The sequence below is a fragment of the Ancylobacter sp. genome, from assembly GCF_965229075.1.
Lineage (GTDB): Bacteria > Pseudomonadota > Alphaproteobacteria > Rhizobiales > Xanthobacteraceae > Ancylobacter.
On the sequence record NZ_CBDDIO010000002.1, the window covers coordinates 2,156,281 to 2,170,710 of the forward strand.

General features: G+C 68.0%; 16 protein-coding genes and 1 other RNA gene. 11 read left to right on the forward strand and 6 right to left on the reverse strand.

Annotated features, from left to right (window positions below; translation table 11 throughout):
• Window positions 1-125: 125 nt before the first annotated feature.
• From ACO07Z_RS16100 to ACO07Z_RS16115, 4 genes are all read left to right on the forward strand, one after another.
• A complete protein-coding gene (locus tag ACO07Z_RS16100) occupies window positions 126-914 on the forward strand; it encodes an inositol monophosphatase family protein (protein ID WP_244450617.1) in 789 nt (262 codons plus the stop codon).
• Window positions 915-1,052: 138 nt separating this feature from the next.
• Window positions 1,053-2,120 (forward strand): flagellar motor protein MotA, encoded by a 1,068-nt coding sequence (locus tag ACO07Z_RS16105; RefSeq protein ID WP_421699629.1) that lies wholly within the window; start codon window positions 1,053-1,055, stop codon window positions 2,118-2,120.
• Window positions 2,120-3,154, forward strand: coding sequence for a peptidoglycan -binding protein (locus ACO07Z_RS16110; protein ID WP_421699630.1), 1,035 nt, complete (start codon window positions 2,120-2,122; stop codon window positions 3,152-3,154). Before ACO07Z_RS16105 ends, ACO07Z_RS16110 begins: the two co-directional genes overlap by 1 nt.
• 10 nt (window positions 3,155-3,164) lie before the next feature.
• Window positions 3,165-3,644, forward strand: coding sequence for a GNAT family N-acetyltransferase (locus ACO07Z_RS16115; RefSeq protein ID WP_421699631.1), 480 nt, complete (start codon window positions 3,165-3,167; stop codon window positions 3,642-3,644).
• 29 nt (window positions 3,645-3,673) lie between these two features.
• Here ACO07Z_RS16115 and ACO07Z_RS16120 read toward each other — a convergent pair whose 3' ends face one another.
• The 3 genes from ACO07Z_RS16120 to ACO07Z_RS16130 all read right to left on the reverse strand — a co-directional run bounded on the left by ACO07Z_RS16120 (window position 3,674) and on the right by ACO07Z_RS16130 (window position 7,501).
• Window positions 3,674-5,026 (reverse strand): PQQ-dependent sugar dehydrogenase, encoded by a 1,353-nt coding sequence (locus ACO07Z_RS16120; RefSeq protein ID WP_421699632.1) that lies wholly within the window; start codon window positions 5,024-5,026, stop codon window positions 3,674-3,676.
• Complete coding sequence (locus ACO07Z_RS16125; protein ID WP_421699633.1) at window positions 5,023-5,472, reverse strand: DUF2231 domain-containing protein; 450 nt, start codon at window positions 5,470-5,472, stop codon at window positions 5,023-5,025. The genes ACO07Z_RS16120 and ACO07Z_RS16125 overlap by 4 nt, the downstream gene beginning before the upstream one ends.
• A 184-nt stretch (window positions 5,473-5,656) precedes the next feature.
• Complete coding sequence (locus tag ACO07Z_RS16130) at window positions 5,657-7,501, reverse strand: ABC transporter transmembrane domain-containing protein (RefSeq protein ID WP_421699634.1); 1,845 nt, start codon at window positions 7,499-7,501, stop codon at window positions 5,657-5,659.
• A gap of 101 nt (window positions 7,502-7,602) precedes the next feature.
• On the opposite strand from ACO07Z_RS16130, the gene rpmE reads away from it, so the two are divergent.
• Window positions 7,603-7,827 carry a 50S ribosomal protein L31 gene (rpmE, locus tag ACO07Z_RS16135; protein WP_244450624.1) on the forward strand — a complete coding sequence of 75 codons (225 nt, stop codon included), beginning with the start codon at window positions 7,603-7,605 and terminating at the stop codon, window positions 7,825-7,827.
• Window positions 7,828-7,959: 132 nt separating this feature from the next.
• Here rpmE and ACO07Z_RS16140 read toward each other — a convergent pair whose 3' ends face one another.
• Window positions 7,960-8,532: a DUF1465 family protein gene (locus ACO07Z_RS16140; protein WP_421699635.1), complete on the reverse strand. Its 573-nt coding sequence runs from the start codon at window positions 8,530-8,532 to the stop codon at window positions 7,960-7,962.
• 263 nt (window positions 8,533-8,795) lie between these two features.
• Window positions 8,796-9,002 (reverse strand): DUF1192 domain-containing protein, encoded by a 207-nt coding sequence (locus ACO07Z_RS16145; protein WP_421699636.1) that lies wholly within the window; start codon window positions 9,000-9,002, stop codon window positions 8,796-8,798.
• Window positions 9,003-9,124: 122 nt separating this feature from the next.
• Between ACO07Z_RS16145 and ACO07Z_RS16150 the strand changes: the two genes are divergently transcribed.
• The 6 genes from ACO07Z_RS16150 (at window position 9,125) to ACO07Z_RS16175 (ending at window position 13,632) form a co-directional block, all read left to right on the forward strand.
• Window positions 9,125-10,126 carry an NAD(P)H-quinone oxidoreductase gene (locus ACO07Z_RS16150; RefSeq protein ID WP_421699637.1) on the forward strand — a complete coding sequence of 334 codons (1,002 nt, stop codon included), beginning with the start codon at window positions 9,125-9,127 and terminating at the stop codon, window positions 10,124-10,126.
• A gap of 177 nt (window positions 10,127-10,303) precedes the next feature.
• Window positions 10,304-10,459: non-coding RNA, 6S RNA (gene ssrS / locus ACO07Z_RS16155), on the forward strand.
• 11 nt (window positions 10,460-10,470) lie between these two features.
• Window positions 10,471-11,076: a 5-formyltetrahydrofolate cyclo-ligase gene (locus ACO07Z_RS16160; RefSeq protein WP_421699638.1), complete on the forward strand. Its 606-nt coding sequence runs from the start codon at window positions 10,471-10,473 to the stop codon at window positions 11,074-11,076.
• Between the two features lie 3 nt (window positions 11,077-11,079).
• On the forward strand, window positions 11,080-11,895 hold the full coding sequence (locus ACO07Z_RS16165; RefSeq protein WP_421699639.1) for a TIGR00282 family metallophosphoesterase: 816 nt from the start codon (window positions 11,080-11,082) through the stop codon (window positions 11,893-11,895).
• A gap of 55 nt (window positions 11,896-11,950) precedes the next feature.
• Window positions 11,951-12,766: an FkbM family methyltransferase gene (locus ACO07Z_RS16170; protein WP_421699640.1), complete on the forward strand. Its 816-nt coding sequence runs from the start codon at window positions 11,951-11,953 to the stop codon at window positions 12,764-12,766.
• Between the two features lie 119 nt (window positions 12,767-12,885).
• Window positions 12,886-13,632: a YebC/PmpR family DNA-binding transcriptional regulator gene (locus ACO07Z_RS16175; RefSeq protein WP_421699641.1), complete on the forward strand. Its 747-nt coding sequence runs from the start codon at window positions 12,886-12,888 to the stop codon at window positions 13,630-13,632.
• Between the two features lie 15 nt (window positions 13,633-13,647).
• Here ACO07Z_RS16175 and ACO07Z_RS16180 read toward each other — a convergent pair whose 3' ends face one another.
• Window positions 13,648-14,394: a TSUP family transporter gene (locus tag ACO07Z_RS16180; protein WP_421699642.1), complete on the reverse strand. Its 747-nt coding sequence runs from the start codon at window positions 14,392-14,394 to the stop codon at window positions 13,648-13,650.
• Window positions 14,395-14,430 lie beyond the last annotated feature (36 nt).

The window sequence follows — 14,430 nt, forward strand, 5'->3', positions numbered from 1 at the left end:
GCTCTGGCCGTCCCCGCCCATTGGCCGGCCCGGCGGGGGGCCGTGCGCACTTGACGCGCTCCGCCGCGCGGCGCACAGGAGCACACGTTCTGCGGCGGCTGATCGCGCTTTATCTGGAATTTGACATGATCCGTACTCCCCTGATGACCGTCATGGTCCAGGCCGTCCGCAAGGCCGGCCGCTCCCTGATCCGCGATTTCGGGGAGGTGGAAAACCTGCAGGTGTCGCTCAAGGGCCCGGCGAATTTCGTCTCCAACGCCGACCGCAAAGCCGAGCGTATCCTGCACGACGAGCTCTCCAAGGCGCGGCCGAATTTCGGCTTCATCATGGAGGAAAGCGGCGAGATCGACGGGGCCGACGAGAGCCACCGCTGGATCATCGATCCGCTCGACGGCACCACCAACTTCCTGCACGGCATCCCGCTGTTCTGCGTCTCGTTGGGCCTGGCGCGCGACGGCGTGCCGGTGGCGGGCGTGATCTACAACCCTGTCACCGACGAGCTTTTCGTCGCCGAGAAGGGCGCCGGCGCGTTCATGAACGACCGCCGCATCCGCGTTGCCGCCCGGCGCAACCTCGCCGATGCCGTGGTCTGTTGCGGCCTGCCGCATATGGGCCGGGGCGACTTCGCCCAGTTCGGGCGCGAATACGGCGCCATCGCCCCCAAGGTTGCCGGCCTGCGCCGCACCGGCTCGGCGGCGCTCGACCTCGCCTGGGTTGCCGCCGGGCGCTTCGACGCGTTCTGGGAGCGTGGGCTCAGCCCGTGGGACATGGCGGCCGGCATCGTGCTGGTGCGCGAGGCGGGCGGCTATGTCTCCGACCTCGACGGCGGCGACAAGATGCTGGCCAAGGGCGACATCATCGTCGGCAATGACACGGTGCGGCGCGACCTTCTGGCGCTCGTCAACAAGGCGTAGAGAAAGCCGTAACGGTAGAGACATAAGGGCTTTTCTTGAGGTCTCTGCCGCGTTCCTTTTCCCTGCGTCTGTGGCATAGTCCGGCCCGAGGGGCGGTCTTTCGGGCCATCGCCGTCCTTCACAGGGACGGCCGACGGCATGAGCGCTACCGATTCATTTCATAAATTGTCATCGCCCCGCATCTTTCTGGTGCGGATGTTCGTGTTCATCCTGCTGTGCGTGGCGCTGGCCTCCATTCTGCACGAGCCGATCTGGCGCGCCTTCCTCAACAATCCCGGCCTGAACGGCGTCATCTTCGGTGTTCTGTTCATCGGCATCATCTTCGCCTTCCGCCAGGTGCTGCGCCTGCTGCCGGAAGTCGAATGGGTAAACAGCTTCCGCATCGCCGATCCCGGCCTCGAAGTGCGGCAGGCGCCGGTGCTGCTGGCGCCGATGGCGGCGCTGCTCGGCGATCGTGTCGGGCGCATGTCGATCTCGCAAGCGACGATGCGCGGTATTCTCGAATCCATCGGCACCCGCCTCGATGAGGCGCGCGACCTGCTGCGCTATCTCACCGGCCTGCTGGTCTTTCTCGGCCTGCTCGGCACCTTCTGGGGCCTCCTGGAAACGGTGAGCTCTATCGCCCGGGTGATCGGCGCGCTGGATGTGGGACCGGAATCCGGCTCCGTGCTGGACACGCTGAAGACCGGCCTTGCCGCGCCGCTCGGCGGCATGGGCATCGCCTTCTCCTCCTCGCTGTTCGGTCTTGCCGGCTCGCTGGTGCTCGGCTTCCTCGACCTGCAGGCCGGGCAGGCGCAGAACCGTTTCTACATCGACCTCGAAGACTGGCTGTCCACCACGGTGGAGGATCTCGGCACCGAGGCGGCGCGCGCCCGTGGCCCGGTGCCCGCGCCGATCTCCGCCACGCCGATCGGTCCGCTGCCGCTGCCGCCCCCGCCAGCGCCCACCTTCGCCCAGGCGCCGGATTTCAGCGACCTCTCCGCCGCCATCGCCCGGCTTGAGCGCACCATGACCGAGGCGGGCTCGCAGCGCGTCACCTCCGCCATGGCGCATCTCGCCGAGAGCCTGCAGGGCCTTGTGCAGCACATGCGGAGCGAGCAGCAGATGGTGCGCGACTGGGTGGAGGCGCAGGCCGAGCAGCAGCGCGACATCAAGCGCTTGCTGGAGCGGATCGCCGAGTCCAAGTCGGACCGCGAGAGCGTCTGATGGCCCTGGGTCGTTCCCGCCGTGGCGAGCGCCACATCGATTACTGGCCCGGCTTCGTCGACGCGCTGTCGACGCTGCTGCTGGTCTTCGTGTTCCTGCTCTCCGTTTTCGTGCTCGCGCAATTCGTGCTCACCCAGGAGATTGGCTCCAAGGACGATGCCATGGCGCGGCTGCAGGCGCAGATCCGCGAACTGACGGAATTGCTGGCGCTGGAGCGGGCGAACGACGCCGAGGCCGAGAGCCAGGTGGGCGCGCTGCGCGCCAGCCTGCTGCGGCTGGAACAGGAGCGCGATGTGCTGCGCGACGCCGCTGCGGCGGTCGCCAGCCCGGAAGAGATCGCCTCCGCGCAGAGCCGCACCGCCGAACTCGCCCGCCAGCTTGGCGAGGAGAAGGACGCGGCGGCGTCGGCGGCGGCGCAGATCGCCATTCTCAACCAGCAGATCGCTGCGCTGCGCCGGCAGATTGCGGCGCTGGAAGAGGCGCTGAACATTTCCGACCAGAAGGACAAGGAAAGCCAGTCGCGCCTTGCCGATCTGGGCCGGCGGCTGAATGTCGCGCTGGCGCAGCGGGTGCAGGAACTGACCCGCTACCGCTCCGAATTCTTCGGCCGGCTGCGTGCCATTCTCGGCGACCGGCCGGATGTGCGCGTGGTGGGCGACCGCTTCGTCTTCCAGTCGGAAATCTTGTTCGACCCCGCCGCCGCGCAGCTGCGGCCCGACGCGCTGCCGGCGCTGGACAAGCTCGCGAGCGCGCTGATCGAGCTGGAAAAGCAGATACCGGACGACCTTCCCTGGGTGCTGCGTGTCGACGGGCATACCGATAATCGCCCCATCGCGACGCCGCTCTATCCCTCTAACTGGGAGCTTTCGGCGGCGCGTGCCATCGCGGTGGTGCAGTATCTGGCGCAGCGCGGGGTCTCACCGCAGCACCTCGTCGCCGCCGGCTTCGGCGAGTACCAGCCGCTCGATGCCGGCAGTGATGACGAGGCGCGCGCGCGCAACCGCCGTATCGAACTCAAGCTCACCGAGCGATGAGCCCTTTGCGATGAGCGAGCCCCCCGCGCCCCTGCTGATCGGCTTCGACTGGAGCCATATGCCCGAGATGACGCATCTGTGGGTCGAGGCGTGGCAGGAGGCGCTGCCGGAGATCGATTTCGAGGCCCGGCGCGGCTGGCTTTGCCACCGCATCGGCACGCTGATCGAGGAGGGGGCGGAAATCGACCTCGCCCAAGCCGAAGGGCAGGGCGGCGCGCCGGGAGCGCTGCTTGGATTCGTGTCCGTCAATCCCCGTACCGGCTATGTCGACCAGTTGGTGGTGCATCCCAACCATTGGGGAGCGGGGGTGGCCAGCCGGCTGATCGCCGCCGCCGCCGCCCGCTCGCCGCGTCATCTCGTGCTCGACGTGAACGAGCAGAACGAGCGAGCTGTGCGCTTCTACGAAAAGGCAGGGTTCGTCGTGACCGGACACGGGGTCAACCCCACCTCGGGCCGCCCGACCCTGCGCATGGAGCGCCGGGGCGCCTGACGCACGCCGGCGCCCCTCCACAAGCCGCATCAGCGCGCCGCGTTCACCGGTGCCGTGGCGGTGACGCGCCAGACGGTGTTTCCGGCGTCGTCGGCGATCAGCAGGGCGCCGGTCGAATCCACCGCCACGCCCACCGGCCGGCCGCGCGCCTGGCCTTCCGCGTTCAGGAAGCCGGTGACGAAATCTTCCGCCGGGCCGCTGGGACGGCCCTCGGCGAAGGGAACGAAGATCACCTTGTAGCCGCTGAACTCATCCCGGTTCCAGCTGCCGCGCAGGCCGATGAACGCCCCGCCCTGATAGCGTGAGGGGAAGGCGGTGGCGGTGTAGAAATCGAGCCCCAGCGCCGCGACATGCGAGCCGAGCGCATAATCGGGCACGATGGCGCGCTCGACCAGATCCGGCCGTTCCGGCTTCACTCGCGGATCGACATGTTGGCCGTAATAGCTGTAGGGCCAACCATAGAAACCACCATCCTGCACCGAGGTGAGGTAATCCGGCACGAGATTGGGGCCAAGTTCGTCGCGCTCATTGACCACGGTCCATAGCGCCCCCGTCGTCGGGTTGAAGGTCAGGCCGTTGGGATTGCGCAGGCCGCTGGCATAGAGCCGCTGGCGGCCGGTGGCGCGGTCCACCTCGTGAATGGCGGCGCGGTTCTTCTCCGCTTCCATGCCGCGCTCGCTCGCATTGCTGTTGGAGCCAACGCCAACATAGAGCAGGCTCCCATCCGGGCTGGCGACGAGGCTCTTGGTCCAGTGGTGATTGATCGGCCCGCCGGGCAGGGGCGCCAGCAACTCGCCCGGCGCGGTGATCTGCGTGTCGCCCTCATTATAGGGGTAGCGCATGATCGCATCGGCATGGGCGACATAGAGATCATTGCCGACCAGCGCGACGCCGAAGGGCGAATGCAGATTTTCGAGGAACACGGTGCGCTGCTCGGGCGTGCCGTCGCCATTGCTGTCGCGCAGCAGGGTGATGCGGTTGCCATCGCCGCCGCCACCACCCCCGCCGACCATTTTCTCCACGACGCCGCGCACCAGGTCCTTGGGATGGCGGATTGGCTTGCCCTTCGGCGCCCGCGCCTCGACAACGAGAACGTCGCCATTGGGCAGCACATAGAGTTCGCGGGGGTTTTCGAGCCCGGTGGCGAGCGCCTTGATCTCGTAGCCCTGCGGCACGCTGGGCGTTTCGCCCTCCTTCCAGCCGACGACCTCCGAGAGTTTCATGGTCGGGAAGAGCCCAAGCTGCGGTTCCGGCAGGATCGGATTGGGACCCGTCTGCTGCTCCACGGTGATGCCGTCCTGCGCCAGCGTGGGCAGGGTGAAGGCGAGCAGGCCGAAGGCGGCGGCGAGGCAGGGAGCGAGCGGGGTTGTCCAGCGGGTCATCGGGCGGGACCTCCGGTGCGGGGACGGGCGACAAGCGCATAGGCCGCGGCAGCGGCGGCGAGGAAGGCGAGCACGGTCAGTGCCGAGAGGGTGAGCCCCCAAGGCACCACGGAGGACCAGGCGTCGCGCGTGTGTACCAGCATGTTGAAGGTCGCCAGCACCATGGCGGTGAGATAGGCGAGCACATAAACCGTCATGCCCGCGCTGGCGCGCAGCAGGGGCCGCATCAGCAGTTCGATGAGGCCGGCGATCGCCACCAGCCACGCCAGGATGGCGCCGGCGCTGACCAGCCAGGCCGAGAAATCCGCCCACATGGTGTTGACGGTGGCCCAATAGGCCAGATCGGTCAGCAGCCCCGTGGTGAGGCACGTTGCCGGAATGAGCATGAGGAAGGGGTGGAGCGGCGGCGCGACGATGCGCGTCGCCGGCGCCTCTGTAATGGCCATGTGCGGTCTCCCGTGCCGAGGACAGTGCGCCGTGGCGGTGGGCGGTGCCAATGCGGCACGCCTGATGCCGCCCTGCCACGGGCTGCGTGTCCGAGGTCAATGCAGGAGCCGCGCGATGGTTCAGGCGGGAGACCGGAAACCCGAGGGGAAGGGGCCGAGGGGGAGCGCCTCGGACCCGGCAGTCTCAGCCGCCAGCCGTCGCCTCGCCGAATTGCAGCGCTGCGAGGCGGGCGTAGAGCCCGCCGCGCCCGACGAGGCTGGCATGGGTGCCTTCCTCGACGATGCGGCCGCCGTCCATGACGAGGATGCGGTCGGCGGAGAGCACGGTCGCCAGTCGGTGGGCGATGACGAGGGTGGTGCGACCCTGCATCGAGAGGTCCAGCGCCTGCTGCACCAGCGTCTCGCTTTCGGCGTCGAGTGCCGAGGTGGCCTCGTCCAGCAGCAGGATCGGCGCCTGCCGCAATATGGCGCGGGCGATGGCGAGGCGCTGGCGCTGGCCGCCGGAGAGCGTGACGCCGCGCTCGCCCACCGGAGTCTCCCAGCCTTCGGGCAGGCGGGCGACGAATTCGTCGGCCCGGGCCAGCCGGCCGGCCTCCTCCACTTCCGCGTCGGTGGCATCGGGCCGGCCGAGGCGGATGTTCTCGCGGATCGAGGTGGCGAAGATGGCGACATCCTGCGGCACCAATGCGATGCGCGCGCGCACCGCCTCCGGGTCGGCCTCGGCGATGTCGACGCCATCGACCAGCACCCGGCCGGCGACGGGATCGTAGAAGCGCAGCAGCAGCTGGAACAGCGTGCTCTTGCCCGCCCCGGAGGGGCCGACCACCGCCACCCGCTCGCCGGGCTTCACCGCGAAGCTCACGCCGGAGAGCGCCGGCAGGTCCGGCCGCGCGGGGTAGGCGAAGGCGACATTCTCGAAGGCGACGGCGCCGCGCGCCGGCTCAGGCAGGGCGAGGGGCGCGGCGGGGGGCGCCACTTTCGGCTTTTCCGCCAGCAGTTCGGCGATGCGCTCGGTGGCGCCGGCGGCCTGAGAAATCTCGCCCCACACCTCGCCCAGCTGGCCGAGCCCGCTCGCCGCCAACACGGCGTAGAGCACGAACTGGCCAAGCGTGCCGGCACTCATCTGGCCGGCGAGGACGGCATTGGCGCCGGCCCACAAGATGCCGACCACGCTGGCGAAAACGAGGAAGATGCCGATGCCGGTGAGAAAGGCGCGCGCCCGCACAGCGTTGCGGGCGGCGTCGAAGGCGTGCTCGACCTCGCCGCTGAACAGCCGCGCGGCGGCGCCCTCGGCGGTGTTGGCCTGCAGGCTGCGCACCGAGCCGATGGCTTCGGCGGCATAGGCGGAGGCTTCCGCGAGCGTGTCCTGCGCCCCGCGCGAGCGCTTGCGCACGCCGCGCCCGGCGCCGATCAGCAGCGCGACGATGACCGGAATCGCCACCAGCAGCGTCGCCGCCAACCAGGGGCTGGTGATGACCATCATGATGGTGGCGCCGATGAACAGCAAAATGTTGCGCAGCGCGATGGAGGCCGAGGCGCCGACGGTCGATTTGATCTGCGTGGTGTCGGCGGTGAGGCGCGAGATCAACTCGCCCGACTTGGCGCTGTCATAGAACGCGCCGTCCAGAGTGAGGAGATGCGCAAAGACCTGCGAGCGCAGGTCGGCGACGATCCGCTCGCCAAGCGTCATGACAAGATAATAGCGTGCCGCCGAGGCCAGCGAGAGCACCGCCACCACGCCGATCATGACCGCGAAATAGCGGTCGATGAAGCCGGCATGGCTTTCGTCGAAGCCGAAATCGATCATCCGCCGCACGGCAATGGGCACCACCAGAGTCGCGATGGCGGCGACCAGCAGAGCGGTAAGTGCCGCCACAGCCCGGCCGCGATAGCGCATGAGATGCGGCCACAGCGCCATCAGCGGTTTCAGGCGCGGGCGGCGCGTGGCGGGCTTTTCCGGCAGGGCCGGCGCGGAGGCTTCGGTGGACGCGGCATTTGAAGGCTTGGAGGCGGCTTGTGTCACAGGCATGTCTCGGTTATAGAGCCGCTCGGATTTCCGGCAGGATCGTTTTGTAGATCGCCGCATGGCTCCCGCGAGGGGCCGGCCTGCGGCGGCTGAGGATGCTACCCATGAAGAGCGACATCCATCCCGACTACCACTTCGTCAAGGTGGTGATGACGGACGGCACCGAGTACACGACCCGGACGACTTGGGGCAAGGAGGGCGATGTCCTCCAGCTCGATATCGACCCGACCTCGCACCCGGCCTGGACCGGCGGCTCCGGCCAGCTGCTCGACCGCGCCGGCCGCGTGTCCAAGTTCCAGAAGAAGTTCGCGGGCTTCCTCAAGGCCTGATCGGCCGGGGAGTGGCGTCCTTCCGGACGCCGCGCGACGCAATGACATCAACCCTCGCGCCGGGCACGGCCTGGCGCGAGGGTTTTCGTTTGCCTTGGTGCTGACGGAGACACCCGCGCGTCGCACGCGATGTCAGCGGCGCTCGAAGGCGCGCCGCAGCCGGCCGATCTGCCCGGCGACGACATTCGGTCGCAGGCCGGCCATATCCGCTGCCGATGGCGCGGCGAGCGCGGCGTCGAGCTGCGCGATCCGCCGCTGAAGCTCGAAGCTGCGGGTGATGAGATCGGTCAGCGGCTCCGGCAGCAGGGCTTCCGCGTCCATGTCCCGCACGGGACCCGTAATGTCGATCTTGGCGGCTTCGCGACGGGCGGTCGCCTCCGCCATCTCGCCTTCCGCCACGGCGCGGCGCAGCAGCAGCCAGGAAGCGAGCTGCATCAGCCGCGTGGACAGGCGCATGCTCTGCTGCACATAGGCGGCAAGGCGCCCGCGCGAGAGCGCGGCACTGGCCGTGCGGCCCTCTCCGTCGAGATAGGCGGCGGTTTCCTCGACCAGCGCCATGCCTTCCTGGAACAGGACGAAAAAGGCGGGGGAGGCGAGGCGGCGCTCGGCAAAGCGGATCATCTCCGCCGACACCACCGTGCCCGGCGCGGCGCGGTCCGCCTCCGGGGTGCCGTCCCTGTCCGAATCTTCGCGGAAGCTGCCCATCGCGGCGAAACCCTCAACGACGCCCGGCGGCGCCTGACACCGCTGTCTGTCGCGCAGCCGTGCCGCGCTGTCCAGCCGGGGACGGCGGAATCGCGTTCGGTCTGATACCGGCGTGGGATAGCGGGGAGAAAAAAGAGCCGCCCAGGGGGCGGCTCGTAAAGTGGTAGACAGGGATGCGTCAAACAGAGTGGACAGAGGCCACTCGCGGTCAAAAAGGACCGGCGCCAGTAATAGGTCGGAAACCTTAATCGGGGGTTAAGGCCTCAGCGCTTGAACACGTTCTCGGCGGCGAGGCGGGAGGCGCGCTTGGCCTCCAGCGCCCGTTTCAGCCGCTCGATCTCGCCGGCGAGCTGGTCGATGCGCTCCTCGATCTCGGTCTCGGAGAGCGCGGAAATATCGGTGCCGACCATGTGGGTCGCGGGCTTCGCCGCCAGTGCTGCCGAGGGGAAAAGGTCATCGTCGATCGCCATCGCTCTGCTCCTGTTCGTCGTCCGGCACATGCAACGAACTTAGCCGTCCCCGTGCGCGGTTGCCAGCACTGGCGGCTTGACCTAGGACGGACGGGACATTCGAACAGGATGAGGACGACGCTGTGACCGAGCTGCCCGCCACCATGACCGCCATCGGCCTGCCCACGCCGGGCGGACCGGAAGCCCTGGTTCCCGTGGAGCGCCCGGTGCCGGTGCCCGGCGCGGGCGAAATCCTGGTGAAGGTGGCGGCCGCCGGCGTCAATCGCCCGGATGTGATGCAGCGCAAGGGGCTGTACCCGCCGCCGCCCGGCGCGCCGGACATTCCCGGCCTCGAAATCGCCGGCGAGGTGGTGGCGCTCGGCGCGGGCGTGACGCGCTGGAGGCTCGGCGACAAGGTGTGCGCGCTGGTCTCCGGCGGCGGCTATGCCCAGTATTGTCTGGCGGATGAGGGCTCTGCCCTGCCGGTGCCTGCGGGCCTTTCCATGGTCGAGGCGGCGGCGCTGCCGGAGACCTTCTTTACCGTCTGGACCAATGTGTTCGACCTCGCCGGGCTGAAGGCGGGCGAGCGCTTCCTCGTGCATGGCGGCACCTCCGGCATCGGCACGACGGCGATTCAGCTCGCCAAGGCCTTTGGGGCCACGGTGTTCACCACTGCGGGCAGCGCCGAGAAGTGCGAGGTCTGCCGCCAGCTCGGCGCTGATGTCGCCATCGACTACAAGACGGAAGACTTCGTCGCCGTGGTGAAGGAGACGAGTGGCGGCAAGGGGGTCAACGTCATTCTCGACATGGTGGGCGGCTCCTATATCGCCCGCAATTACGAGGCCGCCGCGCCGCAGGCCCGGCTGGTGCAGATCGCCTTCATGGAAGGCTCCAAGGTGCAGATCGACTTCATGCGGCTGATGCTCAAGCGCCTGTCGCACATGGGCTCGACCCTGCGCTCGCGACCCAAGGCGGAGAAGGCGGCGATCGCCGCGTCGCTGGTCGAGAAGGTGTGGCCGTTGATCGAGGCCGGCAAGGTCAAGCCTGTCATGGACCAGAGCTTCCCGCTGGAAAAGGCCAGCGAGGCTCATGCCCGGATGGAGAGCAGCGCCCATATCGGCAAGATCATGCTCGCCGTGGCGTGAGGCTTCAGCCGGCATCCCGAGCCATCGCAAGGCGAGCGGGGATCGGTTGCGGCATTTCGAGCGATCCCGACCCGACGTGTCGCGTTGGCCGGGGTGACGCGGTCCGATCACCGAAAGCTGTTCAGCCCCCGTCATCCCCCTCTGGCAATTTGCCCTGCGGCGTCCTAGATTTGTCACGCGGGGCTGCGGGGTTCGTCAGGAGCATATATTTCCGGGGCCTTATCGATCTCAAAGGGAGCTGTCCCTGACCTTGCCCCTGGGCTTGGACACACGGCGCCCACCTACGTTGTAGGTTCCCGGGATCGAGCCTCCAACGGCCATCGTGGCTCCGCACTCATTGCATCATGCCTCTTGTGACAGACGCCCAATTCGACAAGGCCAGCCTCCGCACCGTGGCCCTCGCCCGGCGGGCGGCGCTCGAACCGGCCGCGCGCGCGGCGGCGGCCGAGGCGGCGGCCGCCCATGCGATGGAATGGCTCGGCGCGGTGCAGGGCGAAGTCGTTTCCGTTTTCGCGTCTATTGGCGGCGAGATCGATACCGATCCGCTGGTGCGTCGGCTGCGAGAGGCCGGCGCCTGCATCGCCCTGCCGATCGTGCTGGAAATCGGCAAGCCGCTGCTGTTCCGGCTGTGGGAGGCGGGGGTCGATCTCGTCCCGTCCGCGGGTCCCGGCCGCATGGCCATTCCCGCCCCGCCCGAAGGCGCTCCCGCCGTCTCGCCCGATGTGCTCGTGGTGCCGCTCGCCGGCTTCGATGCACGCGGCAACCGGCTCGGCTATGGCGCCGGCTTCTATGATCGCACGCTGAGCCTGCTGCGCCACGCCAAGCGCGTCGAGGCGCTGGGCTATGCCTTCGCGGTGCAGGAATTGCCCGTCGTACCGGCGGAGGCGCATGATGAGCGTCTCGACGCCATCGCCACCGATGCTGGCGTGGTCCGCCCGGCCGAGGAGTGACGTATGCGCCTTCTTTTCCTCGGTGATGTCGTCGGGCGTCCCGGCCGCCAGGTCGTGCTGGAGCACCTGCCACGCCTGCGCCGCCAATGGGCGCTCGATTTCGTGGTCGTGAACGGCGAGAACGCGGCCGGTGGCTTCGGCATCACCGAGGCGATCTACGAGGAGTTCCTAGAGGCCGGCGCCGATGCGGTCACGCTCGGCAACCACGCCTTCGACCAGCGTGAGGCGTTGGTGTTCATCGCGCGCGCGCCGCGCCTCGTACGCCCCGCCAATTATCCCGTCGGCACGCCCGGACGCGGGGCGGCACTGATCGAGGCGAATAATGGCGCGCAGGTGCTGGTGGTCAACATGATGGGCCGCGCCTTCATGGAACCGCTCGACGACCCCTTCGCCGCCATCGACCGCGAACTCGACGCCGCCCCGCTGGGGCTGGTGGCGGACGCGACCATCGTCGATTTCCACGCCGAAACCACCAGCGAGAAGCAGGCCTTCGGCCATTGGTGCGACGGGCGGGCGAGCCTGGTCATCGGCACCCACACCCACGTGCCGACCGCCGACCACCGCATCCTGTCCGGAGGCACCGCCTACATGACCGATGTCGGCATGTGCGGCTGCTATGACGGGGTGATCGGCATGGACAAGGAGGAGCCGCTGCGCCGCTTCACCCGCAAGATCGGCTCGTCGCGTTTCGAGCCGGCGGCCGGGCCGGGCACGCTGTCGGGGCTCGCGGTGGAGATCGATACCGCCGGGCGGGCCACCGCCGTGGCGCCGGTGCGCATTGGTGGTAACCTGTGCGGGGCCATGCCGGACTTCTGGTAGGGTGCTGGAGAAGCGGTCGAGCCGCTTTCACCCCTCTCCTTTGTCGGAGGCATCCATGGGTATGTGGGAGGTGCTCAGAACGCAGGGGTGGTTGTCTTTCGTTGCCAAGACGCCGCGAAGGGTCAGGCGAGTCGTCGTTCGCAAGATAAATAAACTATTCAACCGTAAAATTGTTCGATCGTTCTACGGTGTGTTCTTGACTGAAAATTCGAACGACGTGACTTTTCGGTTCTGTGTTGACGGAGCCTATGGAAAATTTTACTCGAATTATCTGCAGAAAATCGATTGTCCGTTCATTTTCATCGATATCGGGGCAAATCAGGGGCTTTATTTCCTCATCGCTGCTCAGAATCCCTACTGCGAACGAGCGATTAGTCTTGAGCCGGTGAACGAGACGTTCGGTTTTCTCACCGCCAACATCCGTGCCAATGGATTGGCGGGCATGATCGTCGCCTTGAATTGTGGCCTGTCGTCCGAGAAGGCGCGCGTGAACATCCGCTTGAAGCCGGGCCATAGCGGCGCGGCTTCTCTTCACAACACATTCGCTGGCACGGAGGCCGTCGAGGAAATCCAGATCTCTACCGCCGCCGTCCTCGAGCCTTATCTTGTCCCGGGCCTGCCATTGGTCGTGAAGATCGACACCGAGGGCCATGAGCATGTGGTGATCGCGGAGTTGGCGCGAAGCCGTTTTGCCGACCGGGTGATGTCGGTGTTCTACGAAGTCGATGTCGCATGGGCGGACCCGGAAAATCTCGAGGCGGGTCTGCGCGCCATGGGGTTCGACCACTTCCACCCGACCCGCGGCGGCACGCATTACGATGTGATGGCGACACGGCAGGCGGCGGGGCCCGCTGAGGGCCGGGCAGCGTAAGGTGACGCGCTCGGCGCTTTACGCGCGCCCGCCCTCTCGCCTATAAGCCGCGCACCTTTTCTTTCAGGCATTCGACACGGCCGGGCCACGGGCCCGCCCGGTGTGACGTGGAGGCGGCCATGGCCGGGCATTCGCAATTCAAGAATATCATGCACCGCAAGGGCAAGCAGGACGCGGTGCGTTCCAAGCTGTTCTCCAAGCTGGCGCGTGAAGTCACGGTCGCCGCCAAGCTCGGCATGCCCGACCCGGCGATGAACCCGCGCCTGCGCGCCGCCGTGCTGGCGGCCCGCGCGGAAAACATGCCCAAGGATAATATCGACCGCGCGATCAAGAAGGCGCTCGGCGGCGACTCCGAGAATTATGACGAGATCCGCTATGAGGGCTATGGCCCCGGCGGCGTCGCTGTCATCGTCGAGGCGCTGACCGACAACCGCAACCGCACCGCCTCGGAAGTGCGCTCCTATTTCACCAAGTCCGGCGGGGCGCTGGCGGAAACCGGCGCCGTCTCCTTCATGTTCGACCGCATCGGCACGGTGGAGTTCGACGCGGCCAAGGCCTCGGCCGACGACATGCTGGAAGCCGCCATCGAGGCGGGCGCGGACGATGTGAGTTCCGACGAGCACGGCCATGAGGTCGTCTGCTCGGTCGAGAATCTGCACGAAGTCGCCCGGGCGCTGGAAGCCAAGTTCGGCGAGCCGCGCAAGTCCGGCCTGGTCTGGCGGCCGCAGAACACGGTGGCGGTGGACGACGAAGTGGCGGAAAAGCTGATCCGCCTCGTCGACAACCTCAACGACAATGACGACGTGCAGAACGTCTATGCCAATTTCGAGCTGTCCGACGCCTTCATGGCGAAGATGGGCGGCTGATCCGCGGCGCGCCGCTCACCGCCCGATCAGACTGTCGAACAGCGGCAGGCTGATGAGGGCGGCGGCGGCGATGACCCAATAGGCGGCGACGCGGTAGTGCCGGTCGGAGGCCCCGCGAAAAGCGCGCGCGCCCGCATAGAGCCCGAGCGCATAGGCCGGCCCGAGAAACAGGGTCAGCCTCCCGACCTCGGTGGTGAACATGCCGCTGAGCGCGTAGGAGGAACCGGTCGCCAGCGTCACCAGCGCGAAGAAGCCGAACAGGTTCGCCCGCACCAGCGCGGAGGGCTGGCCGGTGCCAAGCCAGTAGACCACCACGGCGGGCCCGGACATCTGTGCCGCGCCGCCGCAGAAGCCGGCAATCGCGCCGATGCTCAGCGTCACCGGCAGCGTGTGCTGGCCGGTGTGGCGCCAGCCCGAGGCCAGCAGCGCCAGCAGTCCCAGCCCGAGAAAGGCAAGTGCCCAGCGCACCACCAGCGGGTCCGTATGCTGCAGCACCCACACGCCGGCCGGAACCGCCACCACGGCGCCCACCGCCAGCGGAGCGACCTGCCGCCAGACGCAGGCGCGCAGCGCGGGAACGACGAAGGGCAGCGTCATCAGCGTGTCGATGACCAGAAGCAAGGGCACGGCGACGCGCGGGCCGTAGGCGGCGCTCACCAGCGGCACGAAGATGAGGGCTCCGCCGAAGCCCGAGAAGCCGCGCGTGACGCCGGCAATGAGCGCGGTGAGGAAGGCCCAGGCCAGGGCGGGATCGAAGACCATGAACGAACCGGGGAGCGCGCACGCCGCCAGGGCCTG

Bases quoted from the DNA above. Each gene is read 5' to 3' on its own strand.
- ACO07Z_RS16100 (WP_244450617.1), top strand. From the start codon at position 126: ATGATCCGTACTCCCCTGATGACCGTCATGGTCCAGGCCGTCCGCAAG.
- ACO07Z_RS16105 (WP_421699629.1), top strand. From the start codon at position 1,053: ATGAGCGCTACCGATTCATTTCATAAATTGTCATCGCCCCGCATCTTT.
- ACO07Z_RS16110 (WP_421699630.1), top strand. From the start codon at position 2,120: ATGGCCCTGGGTCGTTCCCGCCGTGGCGAGCGCCACATCGATTACTGG.
- ACO07Z_RS16115 (WP_421699631.1), top strand. From the start codon at position 3,165: ATGAGCGAGCCCCCCGCGCCCCTGCTGATCGGCTTCGACTGGAGCCAT.
- ACO07Z_RS16120 (WP_421699632.1), bottom strand. From the start codon at position 5,026: ATGACCCGCTGGACAACCCCGCTCGCTCCCTGCCTCGCCGCCGCCTTC.
- ACO07Z_RS16125 (WP_421699633.1), bottom strand. From the start codon at position 5,472: ATGGCCATTACAGAGGCGCCGGCGACGCGCATCGTCGCGCCGCCGCTC.
- ACO07Z_RS16130 (WP_421699634.1), bottom strand. From the start codon at position 7,501: ATGCCTGTGACACAAGCCGCCTCCAAGCCTTCAAATGCCGCGTCCACC.
- rpmE (WP_244450624.1), top strand. From the start codon at position 7,603: ATGAAGAGCGACATCCATCCCGACTACCACTTCGTCAAGGTGGTGATG.
- ACO07Z_RS16140 (WP_421699635.1), bottom strand. From the start codon at position 8,532: ATGGGCAGCTTCCGCGAAGATTCGGACAGGGACGGCACCCCGGAGGCG.
- ACO07Z_RS16145 (WP_421699636.1), bottom strand. From the start codon at position 9,002: ATGGCGATCGACGATGACCTTTTCCCCTCGGCAGCACTGGCGGCGAAG.
- ACO07Z_RS16160 (WP_421699638.1), top strand. From the start codon at position 10,471: ATGCCTCTTGTGACAGACGCCCAATTCGACAAGGCCAGCCTCCGCACC.
- ACO07Z_RS16165 (WP_421699639.1), top strand. From the start codon at position 11,080: ATGCGCCTTCTTTTCCTCGGTGATGTCGTCGGGCGTCCCGGCCGCCAG.
- ACO07Z_RS16170 (WP_421699640.1), top strand. From the start codon at position 11,951: ATGGGTATGTGGGAGGTGCTCAGAACGCAGGGGTGGTTGTCTTTCGTT.
- ACO07Z_RS16175 (WP_421699641.1), top strand. From the start codon at position 12,886: ATGGCCGGGCATTCGCAATTCAAGAATATCATGCACCGCAAGGGCAAG.
- ACO07Z_RS16180 (WP_421699642.1), bottom strand. From the start codon at position 14,394: ATGGTCTTCGATCCCGCCCTGGCCTGGGCCTTCCTCACCGCGCTCATT.